Consider the following 26,464-nt stretch of genomic DNA (forward strand, 5'->3'; position numbering starts at 1 on the left):
AATTTAAACAGTACTAAATTCATTAATTTATACTAGTAAAAAAGTAACCTTTATTGAATATTGTTGTTCAGTAATTAACTTTTTACGTCAAAAATTTATTAAATTTAACGAGGTAGACATAAAAATTGGATTAAGACAAAAGAAAGTAGGGTAGATCTAGAAAACTTCCCTACTTACTTGTTATTTTACTTCTTTAACTTCGTCTTAAGGAGAGTATGTATCTAGAGTGGAAATAAACAGACATATACTAAAAACAACAATATATTTCAAAACAGCCAACAGTATAAAAGTAGAAAATACCATTACAATACTATTATCAAATTCACTCTAAAAATTGTATCCGAAAAAAACAAATAATTATTAAATTTTATCACTATAATCAAGTAAATATTTTTTAATCATACCATAATTTCCAATAGGAAATAGTCACTATTTATTTAATCCTTTTATTCCAATATAGAAATATGCAAAATTTTAAACATAATAAAGACAAAAAAACCTTTTCCCAATTATTCATTGAGAAAAGGTTTATACTTAATTTTATCTTTTAGTCTTCTTTATGAAGTGATTTTATTAATTAGTTAGATTTTAATTTCTCTAACTCTAATAAGAATTTGTCATTTAGTACTTTAATATAAGTACCTTTCATTCCTAGTGATCTTGACTCGATAACACCAGCACTTTCTAATTTACGTAGTGCATTTACGATAACAGATCTTGTAATTCCTACTCGGTCAGCAATTTTACTTGCTACTAATAAACCTTCATAGCCATTTAATTCTTCAAAAATATGTTCGATTGCTTCTAATTCGCTATAAGAAAGAGATGAAATAGCCATTTGTACAACAGCTTTACTTCTAGCTTCTTCTTCAATTTCTTCTGCTTTTTCACGTAGAATTTCCATACCTACTACTGTAGCGCCATATTCAGCTAAGATTAAATCATCATTTTCAAAATCATGATTAATACGAGCTAGAACAAGAGTACCTAAGCGCTCACCACCACCGATAATTGGTACAATAGTTGTTAAACCGCCAGAAAATAAATCTTTATTTTCAACTGGGAATGCAGTATGTTCACTATTGATGTCTATATTTGATGACGTTTCATTAATATTAAATAGGTTTTGTGTATATTCTTCAGGGAATTGGCGATCGCTGAACATTTTTTGCATACGCTCATTTTCGATTTTTTGGTGCAGACCGTAACCTAATAATTTCCCTTTACGACTTAAAATAAATACATTCGATTCAATAACTTCTTCTAATGTATCTGCCATTTCTTTAAAGTTAACTGGCTTCCCTGCAGATTGTTGTAATAACTTATTAATCTTTCTTGTTTTTTCTAATAATTGCATCTTTCTAAATGCCTCCTATTTAATTGTACGTTTCCTTTGAACTTCTTAGCAATCTCATGGCTGAATTCAAAATGTTCTTTAGCTAAATCATAAAATGAATTGACTTATATCTTTATCTTTTGCAATATTTGCGAGCTTTTCATTTACATATTGAGGTGTAATCATAATTGTTCCCATTTGAATTTCAGAAGCCTCAAACGATAGGTCTTCAAGAAGCTTTTCCATAATAGTATGCAATCTTCTTGCTCCTATATTGTCTGTAGTCTGATTAACTTCAAATGCTATTTCTGCTATTCTACGTATAGCATCGTCAGAAAATTCGATTTGTATACCTTCTGTAGACAATAAAGCTTTATATTGTTTAATAATTGAAAAATCAGGCTCAACTAAAATACGAACAAAATCTTCAACAGATAATTTCCCTAATTCTACACGAATTGGGAAGCGACCTTGTAATTCAGGTATTAAATCTGATGGTTTTGAAATATGAAATGCACCAGCTGCAATAAATAAGATATGATCCGTTTTAACCGGTCCATATTTTGTCACAACTGTACTTCCTTCAACGATTGGTAAGATATCTCTTTGTACTCCCTCTCTCGAAACATCTTGAGTAGAGTTTTGTTTGCTTGCAATCTTATCAATTTCATCAATGAAAATAATACCTAATTGCTCAGCCCTATAAACTGCTTCTTGAGCTACTTCATCCATATCGATTAATTTCTGAGCTTCTTCATTCGTTAAAATCTTACGAGCTTCTTTAACAGTAAGTTTTCTTTTTTTAGTTTTCTTTGGAAATAGACTCCCTAATGACTCCTGGAAGTTCATTCCCATTTGTTCCATTCCAGTTCCTTGCATAAAATCTAGCATCGGAGCTTGTTGTTGCTCTACTTCAATAGACACAAGTTCTTCTTCTAGTTTTCCAGATAATAGTTGAAATTCTATATTTCTTCTTTTAGATGTTAATTCTGTGTCATTCTCTTCTTGTTCAGCATTCGAGTTTTGTGAATCTTGATTAAAAAGCATCTCAAGTGGGTTTTTGAATGAAGCTTGTTTTTTCATACTTGGTGCTAGAAGTTTTACTAATCTTTGATTCGCATTTTTTTCAGCTTGATCTTTCACCTTATTCATACGCTCTTCTTTTACAATTCGAATAGAAGTTTGGACTAAATCACGAACCATTGATTCTACATCTCTACCAACGTATCCAACTTCTGTAAATTTAGTAGCTTCAATTTTAATAAATGGCGCGCCAACTAGTTTTGCCATCCTTCTAGCAATTTCAGTTTTACCAACACCAGTTGGACCAATCATTAAAATATTTTTTGGTGAAATTTCATCACGGAATGACTCTTCTAGTAAACTTCTACGATATCGATTTCTGAGTGCAATTGCTACTGCTTTTTTCGCTTGTTGCTGTCCAACAATATATTGATCAAGTTTTTCAACAATTTGACGAGGCGTGAAAGAAGTACTCATAATACACTCTCCTATTCTAATTCTTCTAAAATTATATTTCCGTTCGTATAAACACAAATATCACTTGCAGTTTTTAAACTAGCATATGCAATTTGTTTTGCTGAAAGATTTTCCCCTGCGTTTTCCTTTAGCGCACGGCCTGCTGCAAGGGCGTAATTCCCTCCAGAACCGATTGCAAGAATTCCATCGTCAGGCTCAATTACTTCACCAGTACCAGAAATTAATAATAATGAATTATGATCCATTACGATTAGCAATGCTTCAAGTTTATGTAATACTCGATCTGTTCTCCATTTTTTTGCTAATTCAACAGCAGCTCGTTGAATATTACCATTATATTCAACTAACTTGCCCTCAAAAAGTTCGAATAAAGTAAATGCATCTGCAACAGATCCTGCAAAGCCAGCTAAAACTTTTCCATTAAAAAGCTTTCTAACTTTTCTTGCAGTATGCTTCATTACTACTGCATTTCCAAAAGTTACTTGGCCATCACCAGCCATGGCACTTTTACCATCGTGTCTGATTGCGAAAATCGTTGTAGCATGAAAATTGGACATGTGAATCCTCCTTAGAAATGTCGATTAATTTCTAAAATTGAGCGAATTTATGCTCTAGGATGATGTAAATTGTATACTTTTTGTAATCTTTCCTTCGTTACATGTGTATAGATTTGAGTAGATGATAAATTCTCATGTCCAAGTAATTCTTGAACACTACGAATATCAGCACCGTTATCAAGCATATGCGTAGCAAAGGTATGCCTTAACATATGTGGATAGATTTTATTAGTCAACGAAGTATCTTTGATCATTTTTTCTAAAATACCACGGACACCTCTTGCCGTTAGTTTTGTACCACGGTGATTCAAAAAAAGATCGTCATTCATTTGCTTGTTAGCTACTATCAGTCTATTTCGGCCATCTTCTATATATGTATGAAGAGCTTTTTCTGCATAACTGCCAAAGGGAATATACCGCTGTTTATTCCCTTTGCCCGTTACTAAAATAGTCCCAATTTGAAAATCTATGTCTTTTAATTTCAAATTACAGCATTCGCTTACTCGGATTCCGGTAGCATATAGCAATTCTAAAAGAGCTTGATTTCTTTGTCCAAGTTCCGTATCTAGATCGCTAATCTTAAATAGTTTTTCAAGTTCTTCCTTGTATAAAAATCTTGGTATCATAGTTTCTTTTTTAGGAAGTGACGCTAATACAAAAGGATTCTCTTTTGCTTCATTTTCTCTCATAAGAAAACGATAGAAACTTCTTAAACAAGAAATATGCTTTGAGACTGTACGTCTTGATAGCTGTTTGTCATGCAAAGTTGTTAAATAGAGACGAACATCAGAATAAGTAACTGAAGAAAATGAAATAATGGATTGTTGCTCCATAAAAACTAGAAATTGTTCAACAATTTTTTTATAACTATTTAATGTGTATTGTGAAGAGTTTTTCTCTAATTGTAAATACTGAATGAATAATTGACACAATATTTTAATATTCAAGGTAATTTCTCCTCACAAGCCACTACATACTAACATATTAAGTAGCTATTTGCAATTTATTTTCTTAACATTCTACAAAATTCATAATTGATTCTAATGCACGGTTTGCATAAGCTTCATATCGTTCTTGTTTTCTTTTAATTTTGACATCAAGCCTAGGGAATAGTCCGAAATTAGCATTCATAGGTTGGAAGTGTTTCGCACTTGTTGTCGTTATATAATTAGCCATACTTCCAATTGCAGTTTCTGCTGGGAATACGACTAACTCTTTTTCCATTACGTATCTAGCTGCATTTATTCCCGCTACTAAACCAGATGCTGCAGATTCTACATAACCTTCCACTCCAGTCATTTGACCTGCAAAGAATAAATCTTCACGACCTTTAAAGCGATATGTTGCCTCTAATAGATTCGGTGAATTTATAAACGTATTTCGATGCATTACACCATATCTTACAATTTCAGCATTCTCTAGGCCAGGTATTAATTGTAAAACTTCTTTTTGAGGCCCCCATTTTAAATGCGTTTGGAATCCTACTATATTATATAAAGTTCCAGCACTGTCATCCTGACGTAGTTGGACAACTGCATACGGCATCTTACCAGTCTTTGGATCCTCTAGGCCTACTGGTTTCATTGGTCCAAATAATAATGTTTGCTTTCCACGTTTAGCCATTACTTCAACTGGCATACAGCCTTCAAAGAAAATCTCTTTTTCAAATTCTTTTAAAGGAACTGTTTCTGCTGTAGTTAATGCTTCATAAAAACGATCAAATTCCTCTTCTGTCATTGGACAATTTAAGTAAGCTGCTTCACCTTTATCATATCTTGATTTTAAATATACTTTATTTAAATCAATACTTTCTTTTTCTACTATTGGAGCCGCTGCATCATAAAAATAGAAATAATCTTCACCCGTTAATTCCTTCAATTGCTGTGATAATTCAGGTGATGTTAAAGGTCCTGTTGCGATAACTGTTGGTCCTTCAGGAATTTTAGTCATTTCTTCGTTATGCACTGTTACATTTGGATGATTTTTTACATATTCAGTTACACGGCTAGCAAACTCATGTCGGTCTACAGCTAACGCACCACCTGCTGGTACAGCACACTCATCAGCAGATCGAATTATAACTGAATCTAATCTTCTCATTTCCTCTTTTAATACACCAACAGCGTTCGTTAATGTATTCGCTCTTAGTGAATTACTACAAACTAATTCAGCAAACTTATCAGTATGATGAGCAGGTGTTTGTCTAACTGGTCTCATCTCGTATAAATGTACTTTAATTCCTCTTTTTGCGATTTGATAAGCAGCCTCGCTTCCTGCTAAACCTGCTCCAATTACATTAATAAATTGTTCTTTCATTGTTAACTCCTTCTACGCTGATTCAATCAAAATTACGTAATAATATTTTATAATTTTTTTCTTAAAGATTTCTTAATTAAAAGTTGATATGAAAAGTAAAAGTGAGCAAATTAATTGCTCACACTTGTATTTAGACAAAGTCCCATAAATTTGATTTTCAGACTGATGTCTGAAGTGAGTTAAATTAATTACTCACACTTGTTGATCCTCTTTGTAGTCACAAGATACACATTGAACTTGAATACCTTTTTTCATTTTCTTTTCAACTAGTAAGTTTTCACATTTCGGACAAGGTCTTGCAATTGGCTTATCCCATGATAAGAATTCACATTCTGGATAATTCGTACATCCGTAGAATATTCGATTCTTTTTCGATTTACGTTCAATTATATTCCCATCTTTACATGTAGGACATTTAACACCAATATCTTTTACGATTGCTTTTGTATTTCTGCAATCTGGAAAGTTTGAGCACGCCATAAACTTACCGTATCTGCCCATTTTAAATACCATTGGGCTTCCACATAATTCACAGTCTTCACCAGCAGGTTCATCTCTAATTTCAACTTTTTGCATTTCTTTCTCAGCTATTTCTAAGTGTTTCTCAAAACCTCTATAAAATTGATCGATGATTTGAATCCAGTTTACATTGCCGTCTTCAATTTTATCAAGGTCACCTTCCATTTGAACCGTAAACTCGATATTAATTACTTCTGGGAAAAACTCAACGACTAAATCAAATACTATTTGACCTAGTTCAGTAGGTACAAATCGTTTATTATCTAACGAAACATATCCACGTTTTTGAATCGTTTCTAAAGTTGGTACATAAGTTGATGGTCGACCAATCCCTACCTCTTCAAGCGTTTTTACTAATCTTGCTTCCGTGTAACGAGGAGGTGGTTGAGTAAAATGTTGTTCAGGTAATAGATCTTCTAATTTAACCTTTTCACCTTCAGCTAACGGTGGAAGGATACGATCTTTTTCTTCTGTGCCATCATCATTACTTTCTATATACACCTTCATAAAACCAGGGAATTTAACTACTGACCCATTAGCTCTAAATATTACATCATTATTAATTAAATCAACTTTAACCGTATCGAGTACTGCTGATGCCATCTGACTAGCAACAAATCGTTCCCATATTAATTTATAAAGTCGATATTGATCACGGCTTACATGTGCTTTGATTGTATCAGGCGAACGTAAAGTTTCTGTCGGTCTAATTGCTTCGTGTGCATCTTGTATTTTATCTGATTTCTTTTCACTTTTTTTATTTGTAGCAATAAAATCTGCACCATACGTATCAATTATATAAGATTTTGCTTCCTCAGCGGCAACATCGGATATTCTAGTCGAATCAGTTCTCATATATGTGATTAATCCGACCTGTCCTCCACTACCTAATGAAATTCCTTCATATAATTGCTGTGCAATCATCATCGTTTTCTTTGCACGCATATTTAATTTTCTAGCTGCTTCCTGCTGTAGTAAGGAAGTAGTAAAAGCAGTTGCTGGATTACGTTTACGTTCTTTTCTAGTAACACTTTGAACTTCAAAGTGATCACCTTTAATTTTTGATAAAACATTTTTCACGTCAGTTTCAGAATTCAATTCCAATTTTTTACCATTAACTCCGTAAAAAGAAGTATCAAATGTTTCTTTCTTTGTTAATGCTTTACTTTTAATTGTCCAGTATTCTTCAGGTTGGAAGATTTCAATCTCTTTTTCTCTTTCGATGATTAGTCTAAGAGCGACAGATTGAACTCGACCAGCACTTAAGCCCTTTTTCACTTTCTTCCATAGTAATGGGCTTATGTTATACCCTACTAAGCGATCTAGTACACGTCTTGCTTGCTGTGCGTCTACTAAATTCATATTAATTGGTCTAGGTTTTTTAAAAGACTCTTTAATAGCATCTTTTGTAATTTCATTAAACACTACACGACAATCCGATGATGTATCGATATTGAGTGTATTCGCAATATGCCATGCTATTGCTTCACCCTCGCGATCTGGATCGGCTGCTAGATAGATTTTTTTTGCTTTTTTCGCAGCAGATCTTAAATCCTTTAAAACTGGACCTTTTCCACGGATTGTTATGTATTTTGGGTTGTAATCGTTTTCTATTTCAATCCCCATCTGGCTTTTAGGTAGATCTCGAACATGTCCCATTGATGCGATTACTTTGAATTTTTTACCTAAGTACTTTTCTATTGTTTTAGCCTTTGAAGGGGACTCCACTATAACTAAATTTTCTGCCATCTTTTAAGCCTCCCGAGAGTTTCCTATTCATTACTCTCTGTATTCCTTATTTCTTTCTTTTATTCTTATGTATTCTCAAATAGATTCATAATAAGAAGAGTTCAATTTATATTTTTGATTTTCCTTCATACAATTTCAAATTGTATAGTTTATTCTATACATTAGTCAAATTTTATTTAGATATAAAATAACACAAGTCGCATTAGTATTGTCAATATTTTGTAATATAAACATATTTTTTTATTTTTTAGTATATTCCTAAAATTCCTCTAAAATATCATTTGTACATGTAATTAATTTCGCTCCATCCTGAATTAATCGATGATTTCCTTTATATTCTTCCATTATAATCGGACCTGGCACTGCAAATACCTCTCTATTATATTGAATTGCAAAATTTGCAGTAATCATCGTGCCGCTCTTCTCCTTAGCCTCTAAAACGATTAAACCTTTTGATAAACCAGCAATAATTCTATTTCTTCTAGGAAAATATCTTTTTTCCGGTCTAATATAATATGGATATTCGCTAATAACTAAATGATTTAAAGAAATTTCGTTAAATAAGTTACCGTTTTCTTTCGGATAAATATAGTCTAACCCACATCCGACAACTGCAATCGTTTTTCCGTTGTGAAAAATAGCTGAATGATGTGCAATCGAATCGCATCCGGATGCCATTCCACTTACAATAACACAATTTTCTCTTATCAGACCTAATATTAATGAATCACAAATAATTTTTGCAAATGAAGTTGGTTTTCTAGCTCCAATTATACTCAACATAAATTGTTTATTAAGGATATTTTGATTACCTTTCAAATATAAAACAAAGGGAGGGTCACATATTTCTCTTAACAAATCCGGGTATACATCATCATAAATTGTAATAATTTTAATATTTTTTTTATAGCTTTCTTTTAAAATATCAAAAATGGAAGTTGAATGAAGTTGATCATATAATTTTTCAGCTGCTTTCGAAGTCATTTGAAATGTAGTTTTAAATGTAGAGGGTGAATATTGATAGAGGTTTTCTAAATGTGGATCATAGAGAAGAATCTTCTTGATTGCCTGATAGTTTTCAAATAAAAAATGATGCAAATGAATAAGTCGAATTTTATTTTTCATGTATTCTCCTTTCTTCTAATAACAAGTAGCCTCCTAACGGAGGCTACTTGTTTTATTATTCTTATACTAAAGCTTCATGTGTCTTACATTGTTCATATAAGCCACGCTCTTTTAATACACCAATTAAAGTTTCGCCCATTACTGCTGGAGTAAGTGCAACTTTAATGCCACAGCTTTCCATTGTAGCCATTTTCTCTTTAGCAGTACCTTTACCGCCTGCGATGATTGCACCAGCATGTCCCATACGTTTACCTTCTGGAGCTGTTTGACCGCCAATGAATCCTACTACTGGTTTCGCCATATTAGCTTGTACCCACTCAGCAGCTTCTTCTTCTGCAGTTCCACCGATTTCACCAATCATAATAACTGCATAAGTTTCTGGATCTTCATTGAATGCTTTTAATACATCGATGAAGTTTGTTCCATTTACAGGGTCTCCACCAATACCTACAGCTGTAGATTGACCAATACCAGCTTGAGTTAATTGATGTACAGCCTCATAAGTTAATGTACCAGAACGTGATACGATTCCTACATGACCTTTTTTATGAATGTAACCAGGCATGATACCAATTTTACACTCATCTGGAGTGATTACACCAGGGCAGTTAGGACCAACTAATCTAGTCTTTTTGCCTTCCATGTACCTTTTAACATTTACCATATCAAGTACTGGAATACCTTCTGTAATACAAATCGCGATATCTAATTCTGCATCAACTGCTTCCATGATTGCATCAGCAGCAAATGCTGGTGGTACGTAGATTACAGATGCATTAGCACCAGTAGCTTCAACTGCATCTTTAACTGTATTGAATACAGGTACGCCAGCAATGTCAGTTCCACCTTTACCAGGAGTTACACCACCAACGATTTTAGTACCATACTCTAACATTTGAGTTGTATGGAATAAGCCTTGTGAACCAGTAATACCTTGTACAATGACTTTTGTATCTTTATTAATGAATACGCTCATTTTTATCCTCCCTTTCTTAGCCTACAAGTGCAACGATTTTTTCAGCGCCATCCGCCATTGAATCTGCTGCAACAATGTTTAAGCCTGACTCATTAAGAATCTTCTTACCTAATTCAACATTCGTTCCTTCTAAACGAACAACTAATGGTAAGTGTAAACCAACTTGTTTAGTTGCTTCGATTACACCTTCAGCAATAACATCACACTTCATGATGCCACCGAAGATATTAACGAAAATACCTTTAACATTTTGGTCAGAAAGGATGATTTTAAACGCTTCTGTAACTTTTTCAGCTGTAGCACCGCCCCCAACATCAAGGAAGTTAGCGGGATCTCCACCGTAGTGTTTAATGATATCCATTGTAGCCATTGCTAGACCAGCACCATTAACCATACATCCGATATTTCCGTATAAAGAAATATAGTTTAAGTCATACTTAGAAGCTTCGATTTCTTTTGGATCTTCTTCTTCTAAGTCACGGTAAGCTAAAATGTCTGCATGACGATATAAAGCATTTGAGTCAAAGTTTAACTTTGCATCTAATGCCATTACTTCTCCATCACCTGTAACTACTAATGGGTTAATTTCAGCGATTGAGCAATCTTTTTCGATAAACGCACTATATAAGCCCATCATGAACTTAACAGCTTTGTTTACTAAGTTGCTTGGAATGTTGATATTGAACGCAATACGACGAGCTTGGAAGCCTTGTAGACCTACTGCTGGATCAATATACTCTTTAAAGATTTTTTCAGGTGTTTTTTCAGCTACTTCTTCAATTTCAGTTCCACCTTCTTCAGAAGCCATTAATACAACTTGTGAAGTAGCGCGGTCTAAAACTAAACCAACATAATATTCTTTTTTAATATCGCAGCCTTCTTCGATAAGTAAGCGCTTAACTTCCTTACCTTCTGGTCCAGTTTGATGAGTAACTAATACTTTACCTAGAATTTCACTAGCATATGTATTTACTTCATCTAAATTTTTCGCTACTTTTACGCCACCCGCTTTACCGCGGCCACCAGCGTGAATTTGAGCTTTTACTACGCATACAGCTGTACCTAATTCTTTAGCTGCTTCTACTGCTTCTTCAACTGTGAATGCAACTTTACCATTTGGTACTTTTACGCCATAGCTTCGTAGGATTTCTTTCCCTTGATACTCATGGATATTCATGATCCATCCTCCCCTTTTAGAACAAGACAAATTAAAACACATACCTATTGTATCTCTTACAGAATATACTGTAAATACTTTAGTAGAAAAGAATTAAATATTCTATGTTTTTATATAGAAAACCCTTTCATATACAATAGTTAATGTAGTTTATCATATTACAATATTATTTTACCAATAATTTATCTTTATCCTTTAAAAATAGATTAACGACAATTAGTATCATTTTGATTTTAGGTTTACATCATTTCGATTCATTTAACTATTTAATACAAACTTAAAATGTTATGTAATTTTAAACGCCGTTAATCTAATATATTTTAGACCACTTCAGTAAATTGATGTAATCTAATTACCAATTATTTTTACAATCAAACTTTTTCTTTGATTGGTGCAAAGGATCTTCTATGTTCATTAATAATTCCATGCTCATCGATCGCTTTTAAATGTTCCTTAGTTCCATATCCCATATGCTTTTCAAATCCATAGTTCGGATGCTTTAAACTAAGTTCGCACATTAAAGAATCTCTTGTTTCTTTTGCAAGTACAGATGCAGCTGCTATACTGATGCTCGTTGCATCACCCTTAATGATTGATGTTTGAGAAATATCCAGCGGAAGTTTCATTGCATCAATTAATAAATGTTCAGGCGAATGAGTAAGTTGTTCGATCGCACGTCTCATCGCTAATTTAGTCGCTTCATAAATATTGATTTCATCTATTTCAGTTGAACTGGCCATACCAACCCCATAAGAAATTGCTTCATCCTTGATTCGCTTTACGAAATACTGTCGTTTTTCTTTAGATAATTTTTTGGAATCATCTAATCCAATTAGCTCAGTATTTTCCGCTAAAATTACTGCCGCTGCTACAACAGGACCAGCTAATGGACCTCTACCAACTTCATCTACTCCTGCAATTAACTTTATATTTTGGCTATAAAGATTCTGTTCATATTCCATCATTTTAAGGAATTTCTCTCTAGCTAAATCTCTTTTTTCTTGTTCTCTATACCATTTAGCTACTAGCTTTTGTACACCAATTCTTTGATCACTTTCAAATTCTTTTAAGAGTTCATTCGTTGGGTCAGTTAATTCACTTAGTATATTTTTTATTTCATCTATTTTCAGAGGCATAATTTTGAACTCCTTTTATAACGTGTTCTGTTTAGACCATAAAATTTCATTAAAAAAGAAGAAAGTACGCTTATTCTTGCGCACTTTCTTCTAATATTTCATCAGTTGTTACTTCAAGCATTGATGGATTTTCGAAAGTTAATCTTCCTAATTTCCCTGCTCTTAGCTCACGTAAAAATAAATCAGATGTTTTATCATAATCTATAATTCCGCCTGACATAAGTAATCCTCGTTTCTTTCCAATATGATCAAAAATATCAACGACTTCTTCAGAAAATAAAACTTCCTCATTCATGTCATATCTTTCTTTTAATACATTTGGATAAAACTCTCTTAAATATTTAATCGCGTAAATCATTACTTCTTGTAGGTTAATGATACTATCTTTTATTGCTCCTGTAGTAGCTAAACGAAGACCTACAAGTTGATCTTCAAATTTAGGCCATAATATACCCGGTGTATCAAGCAGTTCAATTTCTTTCCCTACTTTTATCCACTGCTGTGCTTGCGTTACGCCTGGACGGTCACCAGTTTTAGCAATATTTTTTCGTGCGAGCTTATTGATTAAGGTCGATTTTCCAACATTCGGGATCCCAACAATTAACGCTCTAATTGCGCGAGGTTTAATCCCTTTTGATCTCATTTTATCAAATTTCTCTTTTACAAGTATTTCACAGGAAGAAATTATCGCTTTTAACCCTTGTCCAGATGCTGCATCAATAGCAATTGCCATTACGCCTTGTTTTTCATAATGCGCTAACCATTGCTGAGTAATTCTTGGATCTGCTAAATCTGCTTTATTTAATAAAAGCAATCTTGGTTTATTTGAAATTATTTCATCGATCATTGGATTTCTAGAAGCTGCAGGTACCCTTGCATCCGCTAATTCAATTACAACATCAATTAATGATAGCTTTTCAGTAACTTGTCTTCTAGCTTTTGCCATATGGCCAGGAAACCATTGAATCGTCATGTTGCCACCTTCTTATACATTGAATAATCAAGATTAATTTGGCTTTTATTTCGCCATTTCAACCTCAGATAACGGCCAAAAAACAAAACTTGCTCGGCCTAAAATTTCTTTTTGACTAACTGTTCCGATAATACGACTATCTTTACTTAAACGACGATTATCACCTAAAACGAATACTTGTCCTTTAGGTACAGTTTTTCTACCCGTAATCTCTTCTAACTTAAAGTCTTCAGTTAGAGGACCATCTGTCGTTTCTTTTTTATATTCGTTCAAATATGGTTCTTTATACGGTTTACCGTTAACATATAGGACATCATTTCTATATTCTACTGTGTCACCAGGTAAGCCAATAACTCGTTTAATATAATCTTTTTCCTTTGTAGCATGGAAGACTACAATATCAAAACGTCTAGGTTCATGTAGTTTGTATACGATTTTATTTACAATCATTCTACTTTGATCCTGTAGTGTTGGCATCATTGAGATACCGTCAACTAAAACCGGTGTAAAAAGGAATGTTCGAATACCAAGTGCAAGTACAAGCGCAATAAAAATTGTTTTAACTAATTCCCAAATTCCACCACTATTGCTTTCTTTCAACCTAATCCCTCCATTTTATAACCATACGTTTTGCAGTTTTAACCAGTTAAGTTAATAACTTTATTTATGTATTCTATTTTACTTTTTATTATATCCATAATCTACAAATATTGGAAAAAAAGGAGCTTGTTTAATACAAGCTCCTTTCAAAAGACTATCGAAGTTCTTTAATTCTTGCTTTTTTACCAGTAAGTGCACGTAGGTAGTAAAGTTTAGCACGACGTACTTTACCGCGACGAACAACGTCTAATTTAGCAATTTTTGGAGTGTGAATTGGGAACGTACGTTCAACACCAACTCCGTAAGAAATTTTACGAACTGTGAAAGTTTCGCTAATTCCGCCACCACGACGTTTAATAACTACACCTTCGAATAATTGGATACGCTCACGAGTACCCTCAACAACTTTAACGTGAACTCGTACAGTATCACCAGGACGGAATGCTGGTAAGTCAGTTCTTAGTTGTTCTTTTGTAATTTCGTTGATTAAATTTTGCATAATGTATGCTCTCCTTTTCCAACCGATGCTCTTACAAGATTTAGTGACTCGCAGCGGAACACCGAGAATAAAGGCTTAAGTATTTACTCAAGCCACAAGTTATATTAACATATTCTATTAGTGCACGCAACTAGTTTTCTTGTTTTAATTCTTCTTTTACTTGATCCATCCATTTTGACTCTATTTCAGAAAGAGAGTAGTTTTCGAGTAAATCTGGACGACGCGTTATCGTTCGTTTAAAAGATTGTTTTGTTCGCCATTCTTCGATTTTCGCATGATTTCCTGATAATAAAACATCAGGTACTTTATGGCCTCTAAATTCGGCAGGTCTCGTGTAATGAGGATGCTCTAATAATCCTGTACTAAATGAATCTTCAATTTTTGAAGTAGTATTACCAAGTACCCCAGGTAATAAACGAACAACGCTATCAGCAATGACCATAGCACCAAGTTCTCCACCTGTTAATACATAATCCCCAATTGAGATTTCATCCGTCACTACATGTTCACGAATTCGTTCATCATAGCCTTCATAATGTCCACAAATAAAGATTAAGTGCTCCTCTTTTGCAAGCTCTTCAGCTTTACGTTGATTAAATCGCTCTCCTTGAGGGCATAGAAGGACTACCCTCGGCTTATTTTCACTTTTTGATACTAATTCATCAACTGCATCAAAAATCGGCTGTGGAGCTAGTACCATACCAGCGCCACCACCATATGGATAGTCATCAACATTTGAATGTTTATTCGTAGAGAAATCTCTAAAATTTACACAACGAAACTTAACAGCCTCTTTTTCTTGTGCTTTTTTTAAAATAGAAGAATTTAAAACTCCTTCAAACATTTCTGGGAAAAGAGTTAAAAAGTCTAATTTCATCATAATAGACCTTCCATTAATTCGATTTTAACTTTTTTATTCGCTACATCTATTTCTTTCACAATTTGCTCGATATAAGGAATAAGGGCATCTTTTTGACCTTTTCTTTGAATAACCCAAACATCGTTTGCACCTGGAGATAATATTTCTTTAATTTTTCCAATTTCTTCTCCATCAATTGTCTCAACAACACAACCTATAATTTCATGGTAATAGTACTCATTTTTATCTAGCTCGTGTAATTGATCTTCAGTAATCTTTAAAATCCCATTTTTAAGTGGTTCTACAGCGTTTAAAGACTCATACCCTTCAAATGTAAGTAAATCAAAATTTTTATGTACACGGTGACTTGTTATGATTAATTCATTTGGTGTCGATTCATTTTCTTTAAAGAAATATAATGTATTACCTTTTACGTAACGTTTTTCTGGAAAATCAGTTCTAGAAATAACACGAACCTCTCCTCGAACTCCATGTGTATTTACAATTTTTCCGACATTTAAATATTTTTTCATTCTTTTACCTCTATATTAAAATTTCTATGTTCATTTTTAGTTTGACCATTTCGATTGTATATATGTCTACCTGAGACCATAGGCGGTTAAAACAGCTTACCTAATACCAAGTATAGCATATCTTAAAATCATTAAAGCATCAAAAAAGCTACCACTTGCCCAAACGTCTTACATCTATTCATAAATAGGGACTAACACACCACATTTTATTGGCTTTCCCGTAAATCTCTGTAATGTTGAAAACGGCCCTTAGCTATAGCCAAGGACCGTTTTACATTACTGAATATCTAAGTGAATACGTTTTGCGTGTTCATTACTTGCTGCATATACAACCGTACGAATCGCTTTAGCAATTTTACCATGTTTGCCAATCACTCTACCAGCATCTTCAGGATTTACCTGTAAATGAAAGTATAGATTATTCTCATCTTCTTTAACTTGAAGTGAAATATCCTCTGGATGATCTACAAGACTTGAAACAATTGCATTTATGAGTGTATTCATCTTTTTTTCCATAATTACTTGCCGTTGCGAGCGTTGTGGAATTTCTCTAAGATACCAGCTTTAGAGAATAAGTTACGAACTGTATCAGATGGTTTAGCACCTGTTCCTAACCATTTTAATGCTGCTTCTTCGTTAATTTTGATTTCAGCTGGTTGAGCAACTGGATTGTAAGTTCCAATTTCCTCGATGAAACGTCCATCACGAGGAGAACGAGCGTCTGCTACTACTACACGGTAAAAAGGAGATTTTTTAGCTCCCATACGTTTTAAACGAATTTTAACTGCCATTTTTAAAGCACCTCCGAAAATATTTACAACGATTTATATATTATCAAAAACCAATACTGTTTGTAAAGTAAAATTTCTTAACAGCATAATTTTTTATTAAATGATGTTTAAATGCTGGAAAATTATACAAATAGGTTAGAATAAGCCCGGAAATTTAAAACCTTTCTTCTTCCCTTTTTGCATGCCGCCCATCATTTTCATCATTTTTTTCATTTCTTCAAACTGTTTTAATAAACGGTTTATTTCTTGTACAGGGCGACCAGAACCTCTAGCAATTCGCTTTCTGCGACTTGAGTTAATAATATCTGGTGTAAGCTTTTCCTGCTTTGTCATTGATTGAATAATTGCCTCTACATGAGCGATTTGTTTATCGTCAATTTGCACATCATTCAATCCTTTTATTTTGTTTGCACCTGGCATCATTTTTAAAATATCACCAAGTGGTCCCATTTTTTTAACTTGAGAAAGTTGGTCTAAGAAATCATCTAAAGTAAAAGATGCATTTCTTAATTTTTGTTCCATCTCTTTTGCTTTTTCTTGGTCTACGTTTTCTTGTGCCTTTTCAATTAAAGTAAGCACATCACCCATTCCTAGAATACGTGATGCCATTCGTTCTGGATGGAACGGCTCAATTGCATCTAGTTTTTCACCAAGTCCAACAAATTTAATTGGAGTATTCGTCACTGCACGAATTGATAATGCTGCACCACCACGAGTATCGCCATCAAGCTTCGTCAAAACGACTCCAGTTAAACCTAATTGATCATTAAAGCTTTGTGCCACATTGACTGCATCTTGTCCTGTCATTGCATCAACAACTAGGAAGATTTCTTCAGGTTTTGAAAGTTCTTTAATTTGTGCAAGTTCTTCCATTAAACCTTCGTCAATATGTAAACGACCTGCAGTATCAATTAGGACATAGTCATGATGTTCATCCTTAGCGTGTTGAATTGCTTGTTTCGCAATTTCAACCGGACTTACTTGATCACCTAATGAAAATACTGGCAAATCTATTTGTTTACCTAATGTTTGAAGCTGTTTAATCGCGGCAGGACGGTATATATCTGCTGCAACTAAAAGTGGCTTACGATTGTACTTTTTTCGAAGTAAATTCGCTAATTTACCTGTCGTTGTTGTTTTACCAGCACCTTGTAAACCAACCATCATAATAACAGTCGGCGGGCGATTTGCAACAGCAATTTTGCTTTGTTCTCCACCCATTAATGCCGTTAGTTCTTCTTGAACTACCTTTACAACATGTTGACCAGGCGTTAGGCTTTGTAATACTTCTTGTCCTACAGCTCGTTCAGAAACACGTTTCACAAAATCTTTAACAACTTTAAAGTTAACATCCGCCTCTAGTAAAGCAAGACGAACTTCTCTCATCATTTCCTTGACATCAGATTCAGATACTTTACCTTTGCCTCGAACCTTTTGTAATGTCTTTTGAAGTCGGTCGGCTAATCCTTCAAATGCCATAAAACCGTCCTCCTTATTATTCTAATTTCTCTAACGCATCGATCTCTCGAAGAAACTCGTCATCTACAACTTTACCTTTTTTAGCATAAGTTTTCAAATGATTTAAAAGTTCATTTCGTTGTTGAAATTTTTTTAGAAGTAATAATTTCTCTTCGTATTCTTCTAACATAGCTTCAGTACGTTTTATATTATCATAAACCGCCTGTCTACTAATGTTAAACTCTTCCGCAATCTCACCTAAAGAATAGTCATCTAAGTAATATAATGACATATAGCTTTGTTGTTTTGGAGTTAAAAGAGAATGATAAAAATCATATAGATAATTGATTCTCATCGTCTTATCTAACATTGTATGATCTGCCAAAACTATCACTCCTTTGTTAAGTGAATTGCCTTTACATATGCTAGTTTACCTAATACACAAATATCTGTCAAGTTTTTTACTTGACGATTAATAAAAATCAAAACAGCATAATTAAATTGAACTTTTATCCTAATTGTTTTAACTTAGCAAAGTTGAAATTCTCGTTATTTGTTAGTTAATTTCAACTGTGGGGTGCATCCTTTTTATGGGCCATCCCTGCATTCATCTTGGTCTTACTAATCTCTCTATTCACACAATTTTAAAAAAGTGGATATGTCTTTCAATTTAAAACATATCCACGTCATTTCATAATTTTTAAATTATGCTTCTTTATTCATTAAATCTCCAAATAGGCCATATACAAATTGTTCTGCTTGGAATGGTTGTAGGTCGTCCATTTGTTCTCCAAGTCCAACGAATTTAACTGGTACTTTTAGTTCGTTTCGGATTGCTAAAACAATACCACCTTTAGCCGTTCCATCTAGTTTCGTTAAAACGATACCAGAAACATTTGTAGCTTCGGAGAATGTTTTTGCTTGAACAAGTCCATTTTGGCCCGTTGTTGCATCAATTACTAGTAATACTTCGTGAGGTGCACCAGGTACTTCTCTAGCAATGACATTACGTACTTTTTCAAGTTCTTTCATTAAGTTTACTTTATTTTGTAGGCGACCAGCTGTGTCACAAAGTAAAACATCTACTTTACGAGCTTTTGCAGCTTGAACTGCATCATACATTACTGCAGCTGGATCTGATCCTTCACCTTGTTTAATTGTATCTACACCAACACGTTGACCCCATACTTCTAACTGTTCAATTGCTCCGGCTCTAAATGTGTCACCAGCAGCAAGTAGTACTTTTTTACCTTCAGTTTTTAGTTTATGAGCGATTTTACCAATTGAAGTTGTTTTTCCTACTCCGTTAACTCCAACAAATAAAACAACTGTTAAACCATCAGGATTTAAATTTAACTCGAATGAATCATCAGTTGAATCATCACCTTTATACAATTCAACTAATTTTTCAGAAATAATCTCTTGTACACCTTTTGGATCTTGAATATTTTTTCGTTTAACTTCAAATTTCAAGTCCTCTACTAATTCCATTACTGTGTTTACACCAACATCAGCCATAATTAGAATTTCTTCAAGTTCTTCAAAAAAATCTTCATCTACTTTACGGTATCTAGCAAATAAATCGTTTAACCCTTCTGTCAGGTTATTTCTTGATTTCTCTAATCCAGATTTAAATTTTTGAGTCACTGACTCCGTTTGCTTCGAGATTGTTTCTTTTAATTTCTTAAAAAAGCTCATAATTTCAATCCTTTCTAATTACCATTCGATAATAATGCTTCGCCTTCATCTAAACGAACTGATACTAGCGTAGAAACCCCGTATTCTTGCATTGTAACACCGTATAATACATCACATTCTTCCATTGTACCTTTACGGTGTGTAATAACAATAAATTGAGTTTGTTCACTAAAATATTTTAAGAATTTTGCAAATCGAGCTACATTGGCCTCATCAAGTGCCGCTTCAACCTCATCAAGTACACAGAAAGGTACTGGACGTACTTGCAAAATCGCAAAAAGTAGCGCGATTGCCGTAAGCGCTCGTTCGCCTCCTGATAATAAACCTAAATTTTGAAGCTTTTTACCTGGTGGCTGAGCAACAATATCCACACCTGTTAACAATAAATTTTCCTCATCTGTTAGAACTAAATCAGCTCTACCTCCACCAAACAACTGAGTAAAGACGACTTGGAATTTTTCACGAATTGCACTAAAACTTGTTTCAAAACGTTTTGTCATCTCTTCATCCATCTCACTAATTACATTGTAAAGTGTGATTTTTGCTTCATTTAAATCAGTTCTTTGTTCTTGAAGGAAATCATGACGTTCAGATACACGTTCATACTCATCAATTGCACCAATATTAACAGTTCCTAATTCCTCAATTGAACGCTTTAATAGTTTAACTCGTTTACTTGCATCATCAACTGTCATTTCTAGTGTATATTTCATTTTTGCCGCTTCGTAAGTAGTCATATACTTTACATTCAGTTGTTCAAGACGATTTTCAAGTTCTACATCAAGTCGATTACTATTTACTTCTTGCTGCTTTAGTAAATCAGAAAGTGACTTATATTGACGTTGCTTTTCACGTAATGATTGAACATAATCTTCTAGCTCTGTTTGATAAGCAATTCGTTGCTCTCGACGTTTCGAAATAATTTCTGTCGTTTTTGAAAATTCAATTCGAGTATCCGAAATTATTTTCTCGAGCTCTTCCTTACCATTTTCATTCGTCATAAGTTCACTTGATAAGAAGATGATTTTTTCTTTCGTTTCTTCAAGAATTTGCTTTTGTTTGATAGAATTTTCTTCAAACTGGCGGATTCTTTCGTTACTATAACTTAACTTTTGCTCTTCTTGTGCTAGAGAAATTTTCAGACTAGTTAACTTTGATTGTAATTCATCTTTAATTTCCTTTTGATTTAGTTTCCGCTCAGTTAATTCATTGATCTTTTGTTCTTTTGAAATGATCTCATTTTTCACATTAGCATTTAACGATGATAATTCCTCTAGACGGTCTTTAACTTTTAATAAATCACTTGCTGAACTTCCCATTTCTAAATCATAGATTGCTAAAGCATCGTTTATATTTTTTTCTTCAAATTCGATACTTTTTAGCTGTTCCATAATTGAAACAATTATTTGCTTAACCTTTTGAATTTCATCATTTAATGTTTGAGCTTTAGTAGAACTTTCTAGATTTGAAGCCTTAAGGATTTGAACCTCACTCTCAAGCGCGTTCGTCTTTTCTTGCATATCCTTTAGCTTTACGGTGATTTCTTCTAACTCTCGCTGTCTTCCTATAAGTGAAGAATTCGTTGTTCGGACAGCCCCACCAGTCATCGCTCCACCAGGATTAACTACATCACCCTCAAGCGTGACAAAGCGATAGCGATGTCCAACGAGTTTAGCCAGTTCATTAGCACCTTTTAAGTCTTGTGCGATTAAAACAGTTCCAAGTAAGTTTTGGATCACCTGCTCATACTCGCCTGAATAACTAACAAGTGATGATGCAACTCCAATAAAGGAAGAATTTCTTTTTAATCCTTCAATAACATTAGCGGGTACAAAACGCGCTTTAACAATATTCATTGGTAAAAATGTAGCTCGGCCTAATCGTTGTTGCTTTAAAAATTGAATTGCTCTTCTAGCATGCTCGTCATTTTCAACAACAATTTGTTGTGTAGCTGCACCTAGTGCAATTTCAATCGCAATTTCGTATTGTTTGTTTGTTGTAATTAGTTCAGCAATTGCACCTTTAATACCTTCTAATCTTGTGCCTCTTGCTTTCAATATTTCTTTAACACCTTGATTAAAACCAGCAAAATCTTCTTGAAGTTCTTCAAGTGTTTCTTTTCTTGATTTTGTTTGTTGAATAAACTGATAAGCTTTATTTAGTAATTCTTCTTTTTCCTTTAAAACTGTTGAGGTTTCATCATGTTGCTTATTCAAAGTTTCAAATTTTTCATTTAACTCTTTAAATGTTAAATCAAATTGTTCTTTCTCATTAAGCAATTCAGTTTTTCTATTCTGTAATTGCTCTCGTTGACGAATGTATTTTTCGTTTTCTAAATCTAATCGACTCGATTTTACTGAGTATTGTTGGCTTTGCTTTTCAAGCATCGTTTTTTCATTTTTAATCGATGCTTGATTATTTAAAAGCTCAATATAGTCAGATTTTATTAATTCGATTTGCTCTTCTATATCACCCTCATAAGATGTAATCTCATTTTGGATCTCAACAATATTTATTTTCGTTTTGTTTACATTTTGGCGAGAAAGTTTTTCTTGTTCTTTTTCTGTTTCGATTAATTTAGATGTCTCATTTATTTGTTTAGTAACTTCATCAATTTGTTTTCTTAATTGTTCAGATTGAGTTGAAGTATTTCTTTTTCGCTCCTTCATTAGCTCTTTCTGACCTTCATATTTTTCCAAGTTCTTCGTAACGGTTAATAAAACTTGCTGCAATTGATCGATTGATTCATCTATTGCATTTAATTTCTCTTGTAATTCGTGTTGTTTTGATTCTTCAGTCGAAATCTCTGTCGATAACGCAATCTCTAGATCAGAGTTTTGGGCAATTTCTAGTTTAAGTCCCTCCCATTTCTGGTGAAGCGATTCAATTTCGTATACTAAGAGAGCTGCCTCAACCTTTTCTAGCTCATCTCTATGTTCTATGTATTCCTTTGCAATTGAAGCTTGCATTCTTAATGGTTCAATTTGGGAACTTAATTCAAATAAAATATCATCAACTCGATTTAAGTTTTCTTGCGTTTCGAATAATTTTGCTTCAGCCTTTTTCTTTCGGTTTTTATACTTTAATACTCCAGCTGCTTCTTCAAAAATTCCTCTTCGTTCTTCTGGCTTACTGCTTAATATTTCTTCAACCTTCCCTTGAGAAATAATAGAGAATGCATCTCTTCCAAGCCCAGAATCCATAAATAAATCAACAATATCTTTTAATCGACAAGATTGTTTATTAATATAAAAATCACTATCTCCAGAACGGTAAACACGTCTGGTTACACTTACTTCACTATACTCAAGTGGTAATTGTTGATCTTCATTATCTAAAGTCAGCGTAACTTCTGCATAATTTAAAGGCTTTCTTCCATCACTACCAGCAAAAATGATATCCTCCATCTTCGCTCCTCGTAATGATTTGACTGACTGTTCGCCTAGAACCCATCTAATGGCATCTGTAATATTACTTTTACCACTTCCATTTGGTCCTACAACTGCTGTAACACCTTTTACAAAATCTATCGTAACTCGCTGAGCGAATGATTTAAATCCAATTATATCTAGTCGTTTGAGGAACAACTGAATTCCCCCTTTTTGATTTAATTATATACACAAAAACTCCCCCATAAAAGGGGGAGCAGACTGCCCGCCAAACGCTCGCTTTCTTCGTTTCTTCACCTGTCTAACGGTACTCTTTTCCGCCTTAGGGAACTTAAGCTCCTCAACAGGCTTCAACACTCAAGAGTCAAGCGCTTGCAATCAGTCTAAAAATCAAGTTTGTTCGTTTAATTGACAAGTTTCTACTAGATTTATTAGTTAATCTATTTACTTGACTCTTTTAATTTTAATAATGCTTCTTTAGCTGCTTGTTGCTCTGCTTCTTTTTTAGATCTACCACTACCGATTCCTAATGTTTCACCATTTAATAATACTTTTGAAACAAATTCTCGGTTATGAGCTGGTCCTTTTTCTTGAAGTATTTTATACTCAATTGAACCTGTGGAGTCTCTTTGTACATACTCTTGTAATTGACTTTTAAAATCCATCACATGCGAAAAAGCACCATCGTTTATTTTTGGAAATATATGAAGAGATAAGAAGTTAATAACTGTTTGTAATCCTTGGTCCAAATATAATGATCCAATGAATGCTTCAAAAACATCCGCAAGTAATGCTGGACGTGTTCGACCACCTGTCAATTCTTCTCCGCGACCAAGTAATATATATCGACCAAAATCTAATTCATTCGCAAATTTCACAAGTGATGGTTCACAAACGATTGCGGCACGTAATTTTGTTAACTCGCCTTCACTCATAGTAATATATTTTTGAAATAAATATTGTGAAACGGTAAGCTCTAAAACAGCATCCCCTAAATATTCTAATCTCTCATTATCTTCATATGGTTTTTTACGATGCTCATTCACATAGGATGAATGTGTAAACGCTTGAATTAGCAAGCCCTCATTATTAAACATAATATTTATTTGTTTTTGTAATTTTACAAAATTCTCTATTTCAACATCAGAAAGTTTATATTCTCTTACTCTTCTTGAATGCGGCATATTTACCTCCAACTAAAAAGCAGTTTGATATGCTGCTAAACCTACTAGTCAAGAAAATGATGAGAAGTCCCGTATAAAATACGGGACTTTTCTCATTACATGTTGCTCTCTATGTAGTTCACAACATCACCAACTGTGACGATTTTTTCAGCATCTTCGTCAGAAATTTCTAATTCAAACTCATCTTCTAATTGCATTACTAATTCAACTACGTCTAATGAGTCTGCGTCTAAATCTTCTTTGAAACGGCTTGTAATTTGGATCTCAGATTCTTCTACACCTAAACGGTCAACAATAATCTTTGATACGCGCTCTAATACATCTTGCATTATTATTCACCTCCCCCCAAAGATTGTCTACTTATGCATTATACATAAAAATGTGGCAAACGCCAAACTAATTCATTACAAGTCCACCATCAACATTGATTGTTTGTCCAGTAATGTATCTACTTGCATCCATTGCTAAGAATACTACTGCATTTGCAATATCTTCTGGTTGACCAAAAGATTGCAATGGAATATTCGATAACATTTGTGTTCTGATTTGCTCATTTAATTCATTTGTCATATCAGTTTCAATAAAACCAGGTGCAATTGCATTAACTGTAATATTTCTAGAAGCTAATTCCTTTGCTGCTGTTTTTGTTAAACCTAATACGCCAGCTTTTGCAGCTACATAGTTCATTTGTCCTGGATTACCAATTTGTCCAACAACTGAACTAATATTAATGATGCGGCCATTACGTTGACGAGTCATAAACTTCGCTGCTGCTTTGATACAATTGAATACGCCTTTTAAGTTTGTATCAATTACATCATCCCAATCAGCATCTTTCATACGTAATAAAAGACCGTCTCTTGTAATACCTGCGTTGTTTACTAGTATATCAATACTACCAAATTCATCAACAGTATTTTTTACTAATGCAGCAACTTCTTCACCATTTGATACATTTGCTTTATATGCAATAGCTTTAACTCCAAGAGCTGTAATTTCTTCTACAACTTTAAGAGCAGCCGCTTCATTCCCAGAATAATTAACAACTACATTCGCACCATTTTTTGCTAAAGATAATGCGATTGCTCGTCCGATACCTCGAGATCCACCTGTAACTAATGCAACTTTACCATTTAGCATGATTTAATTTCCTCCCATTCATTTAGAAATTGGTTTAATGTTTCAACATCATAAACATTTACTAATTTTGATGATGGAGAGATTGCTTTTACTAATCCAGTTAAAACTTTTCCAGGACCAATTTCAACGAATGTATCAACACCAAGGTCAACTAATTCTTGAATAGATTGGTTCCATTTTACCGGAGAATATAATTGATTAACTAATAATTCCTTAATTTCATTTGCATCTGTCACAACTTTAGCAGTAACATTTGAAATTAATGGCGTTACACAATCATTTACATTTATTTTACCAAGCTCGTTTTGGAATTCTTCGCTTGCAGGTTTCATTAAAGATGAGTGGAATGGACCACTTACTTTTAAAGGTAATACACGTTTAGCTCCAGCTTCTTTTAGTAAACCAGATGCAATTTGTACGCCTTCTGCATCTCCAGTAATAACTACTTGTGTAGGAGAATTATAATTTGCAATGCCTACAGAATGACCATTTTTATTCACTTCAGAAATAACTTCTTCAATTTTATCTGGAGCTAAAAATAATACAGCTGCCATAGCACCTTGTCCTACTGGTACAGCTTGCTCCATTAATTGACCACGTTTATGTACTAATCTAACACCGGCTTCAAATGTAATGCTATTTGCTGCTACCAGCGCTGTAAACTCACCTAAACTATGACCAGCGACAAAGTCTGGTTTAATTCCAGCTGATTTAATCTTCTCAAGCATAGCAATTGAAGTTGTTAAGATCGCTGGCTGTGCATGATATGTAGCAGTTAACTCTTCATCAGTTCCATTGAAAATAATTTCAGAAAGACTAAAACCAATTTGTTCGTTAGCAGTTTCAAAAATAGATCCACATTCATTATAGCTCTCAGCTACATCTTTACCCATTCCAACTTTTTGTGATCCTTGTCCAGGAAAAATAAACGCCACTTTACCCATTGGAG

Annotated in this window: 25 protein-coding genes; all 25 read right to left on the bottom strand. The window is 33.7% G+C overall.

Features of this window, described 5'->3' with window-relative positions:
- Window positions 1-577: 577 nt before the first annotated feature.
- The 25 genes from codY to fabD all read right to left on the bottom strand — a co-directional run bounded on the left by codY (window position 578) and on the right by fabD (window position 26,459).
- The gene (gene codY, locus CN946_RS14280; protein ID WP_056470865.1) at window positions 578-1,357 is read right to left on the bottom strand and encodes a GTP-sensing pleiotropic transcriptional regulator CodY; all 780 of its coding nucleotides are present in this window, start codon (window positions 1,355-1,357) and stop codon (window positions 578-580) included.
- A gap of 87 nt (window positions 1,358-1,444) precedes the next feature.
- Window positions 1,445-2,836 (bottom strand): ATP-dependent protease ATPase subunit HslU, encoded by a 1,392-nt coding sequence (gene hslU / locus CN946_RS14285; protein WP_098861798.1) that lies wholly within the window; start codon window positions 2,834-2,836, stop codon window positions 1,445-1,447.
- A gap of 11 nt (window positions 2,837-2,847) precedes the next feature.
- Entirely contained in the window at window positions 2,848-3,393 is a 546-nt protein-coding gene (hslV, locus tag CN946_RS14290; protein ID WP_056470870.1) for an ATP-dependent protease subunit HslV, read from the bottom strand.
- A 47-nt stretch (window positions 3,394-3,440) separates the two neighbouring features.
- Entirely contained in the window at window positions 3,441-4,340 is a 900-nt protein-coding gene (gene xerC / locus CN946_RS14295) for a tyrosine recombinase XerC (RefSeq protein WP_069034515.1), read from the bottom strand.
- 64 nt (window positions 4,341-4,404) lie between these two features.
- Entirely contained in the window at window positions 4,405-5,709 is a 1,305-nt protein-coding gene (gene trmFO / locus CN946_RS14300; protein WP_098861799.1) for an FADH(2)-oxidizing methylenetetrahydrofolate--tRNA-(uracil(54)-C(5))-methyltransferase TrmFO, read from the bottom strand.
- Between the two features lie 192 nt (window positions 5,710-5,901).
- Window positions 5,902-7,977, bottom strand: coding sequence for a type I DNA topoisomerase (gene topA, locus CN946_RS14305; protein ID WP_098861800.1), 2,076 nt, complete (start codon window positions 7,975-7,977; stop codon window positions 5,902-5,904).
- A gap of 258 nt (window positions 7,978-8,235) precedes the next feature.
- Window positions 8,236-9,102, bottom strand: a complete 867-nt coding sequence (gene dprA, locus CN946_RS14310; protein WP_098861801.1) for a DNA-processing protein DprA — start codon at window positions 9,100-9,102, stop codon at window positions 8,236-8,238.
- A gap of 61 nt (window positions 9,103-9,163) precedes the next feature.
- Complete coding sequence (sucD, locus tag CN946_RS14315) at window positions 9,164-10,078, bottom strand: succinate--CoA ligase subunit alpha (RefSeq protein WP_098426986.1); 915 nt, start codon at window positions 10,076-10,078, stop codon at window positions 9,164-9,166.
- Between the two features lie 16 nt (window positions 10,079-10,094).
- A complete protein-coding gene (sucC, locus tag CN946_RS14320; protein WP_056470885.1) occupies window positions 10,095-11,255 on the bottom strand; it encodes an ADP-forming succinate--CoA ligase subunit beta in 1,161 nt (386 codons plus the stop codon).
- A gap of 371 nt (window positions 11,256-11,626) precedes the next feature.
- Window positions 11,627-12,394, bottom strand: a complete 768-nt coding sequence (locus tag CN946_RS14325; protein ID WP_286133948.1) for a ribonuclease HII — start codon at window positions 12,392-12,394, stop codon at window positions 11,627-11,629.
- Window positions 12,395-12,461: 67 nt separating this feature from the next.
- Window positions 12,462-13,364 (bottom strand): ribosome biogenesis GTPase YlqF, encoded by a 903-nt coding sequence (ylqF, locus tag CN946_RS14330; protein WP_098426988.1) that lies wholly within the window; start codon window positions 13,362-13,364, stop codon window positions 12,462-12,464.
- Window positions 13,365-13,409: 45 nt separating this feature from the next.
- Window positions 13,410-13,964, bottom strand: a complete 555-nt coding sequence (gene lepB / locus CN946_RS14335) for a signal peptidase I (protein WP_056470894.1) — start codon at window positions 13,962-13,964, stop codon at window positions 13,410-13,412.
- A 154-nt stretch (window positions 13,965-14,118) separates the two neighbouring features.
- Window positions 14,119-14,463 (bottom strand): 50S ribosomal protein L19, encoded by a 345-nt coding sequence (gene rplS / locus CN946_RS14340; protein WP_025569026.1) that lies wholly within the window; start codon window positions 14,461-14,463, stop codon window positions 14,119-14,121.
- A gap of 130 nt (window positions 14,464-14,593) precedes the next feature.
- The gene (gene trmD / locus CN946_RS14345) at window positions 14,594-15,340 is read right to left on the bottom strand and encodes a tRNA (guanosine(37)-N1)-methyltransferase TrmD (RefSeq protein WP_098427112.1); all 747 of its coding nucleotides are present in this window, start codon (window positions 15,338-15,340) and stop codon (window positions 14,594-14,596) included.
- The gene (gene rimM / locus CN946_RS14350; RefSeq protein WP_098861803.1) at window positions 15,340-15,855 is read right to left on the bottom strand and encodes a ribosome maturation factor RimM; all 516 of its coding nucleotides are present in this window, start codon (window positions 15,853-15,855) and stop codon (window positions 15,340-15,342) included. Before rimM ends, trmD begins: the two co-directional genes overlap by 1 nt.
- Window positions 15,856-16,131: 276 nt before the next feature.
- Window positions 16,132-16,359: a KH domain-containing protein gene (locus CN946_RS14355; RefSeq protein WP_087998621.1), complete on the bottom strand. Its 228-nt coding sequence runs from the start codon at window positions 16,357-16,359 to the stop codon at window positions 16,132-16,134.
- Between the two features lie 14 nt (window positions 16,360-16,373).
- Window positions 16,374-16,646 carry a 30S ribosomal protein S16 gene (gene rpsP / locus CN946_RS14360; protein WP_025569022.1) on the bottom strand — a complete coding sequence of 91 codons (273 nt, stop codon included), beginning with the start codon at window positions 16,644-16,646 and terminating at the stop codon, window positions 16,374-16,376.
- A gap of 135 nt (window positions 16,647-16,781) precedes the next feature.
- Entirely contained in the window at window positions 16,782-18,125 is a 1,344-nt protein-coding gene (gene ffh / locus CN946_RS14365; RefSeq protein ID WP_098861804.1) for a signal recognition particle protein, read from the bottom strand.
- Between the two features lie 16 nt (window positions 18,126-18,141).
- Window positions 18,142-18,474, bottom strand: coding sequence for a putative DNA-binding protein (locus CN946_RS14370; RefSeq protein ID WP_098862056.1), 333 nt, complete (start codon window positions 18,472-18,474; stop codon window positions 18,142-18,144).
- Window positions 18,475-18,809: 335 nt separating this feature from the next.
- Window positions 18,810-19,802 (bottom strand): signal recognition particle-docking protein FtsY, encoded by a 993-nt coding sequence (gene ftsY, locus CN946_RS14375; RefSeq protein WP_098861805.1) that lies wholly within the window; start codon window positions 19,800-19,802, stop codon window positions 18,810-18,812.
- Window positions 19,803-19,816: 14 nt separating this feature from the next.
- Window positions 19,817-23,389 (bottom strand): chromosome segregation protein SMC, encoded by a 3,573-nt coding sequence (smc, locus tag CN946_RS14380; protein WP_098861806.1) that lies wholly within the window; start codon window positions 23,387-23,389, stop codon window positions 19,817-19,819.
- Window positions 23,390-23,631: 242 nt separating this feature from the next.
- On the bottom strand, window positions 23,632-24,375 hold the full coding sequence (rnc, locus tag CN946_RS14385; protein ID WP_098861807.1) for a ribonuclease III: 744 nt from the start codon (window positions 24,373-24,375) through the stop codon (window positions 23,632-23,634).
- A 95-nt stretch (window positions 24,376-24,470) separates the two neighbouring features.
- A complete protein-coding gene (acpP, locus tag CN946_RS14390) occupies window positions 24,471-24,704 on the bottom strand; it encodes an acyl carrier protein (RefSeq protein WP_025568936.1) in 234 nt (77 codons plus the stop codon).
- Between the two features lie 67 nt (window positions 24,705-24,771).
- Window positions 24,772-25,515 carry a 3-oxoacyl-[acyl-carrier-protein] reductase gene (fabG, locus tag CN946_RS14395; RefSeq protein WP_098861808.1) on the bottom strand — a complete coding sequence of 248 codons (744 nt, stop codon included), beginning with the start codon at window positions 25,513-25,515 and terminating at the stop codon, window positions 24,772-24,774.
- Window positions 25,509-26,459 carry an ACP S-malonyltransferase gene (fabD, locus tag CN946_RS14400; protein ID WP_098861809.1) on the bottom strand — a complete coding sequence of 317 codons (951 nt, stop codon included), beginning with the start codon at window positions 26,457-26,459 and terminating at the stop codon, window positions 25,509-25,511. Before fabD ends, fabG begins: the two co-directional genes overlap by 7 nt.
- Window positions 26,460-26,464 lie beyond the last annotated feature (5 nt).

This window comes from Bacillus sp. AFS053548, from assembly GCF_002575105.1.
In the GTDB taxonomy this organism is placed as follows: Bacteria; Bacillota; Bacilli; order Bacillales; family Bacillaceae_G; genus Gottfriedia.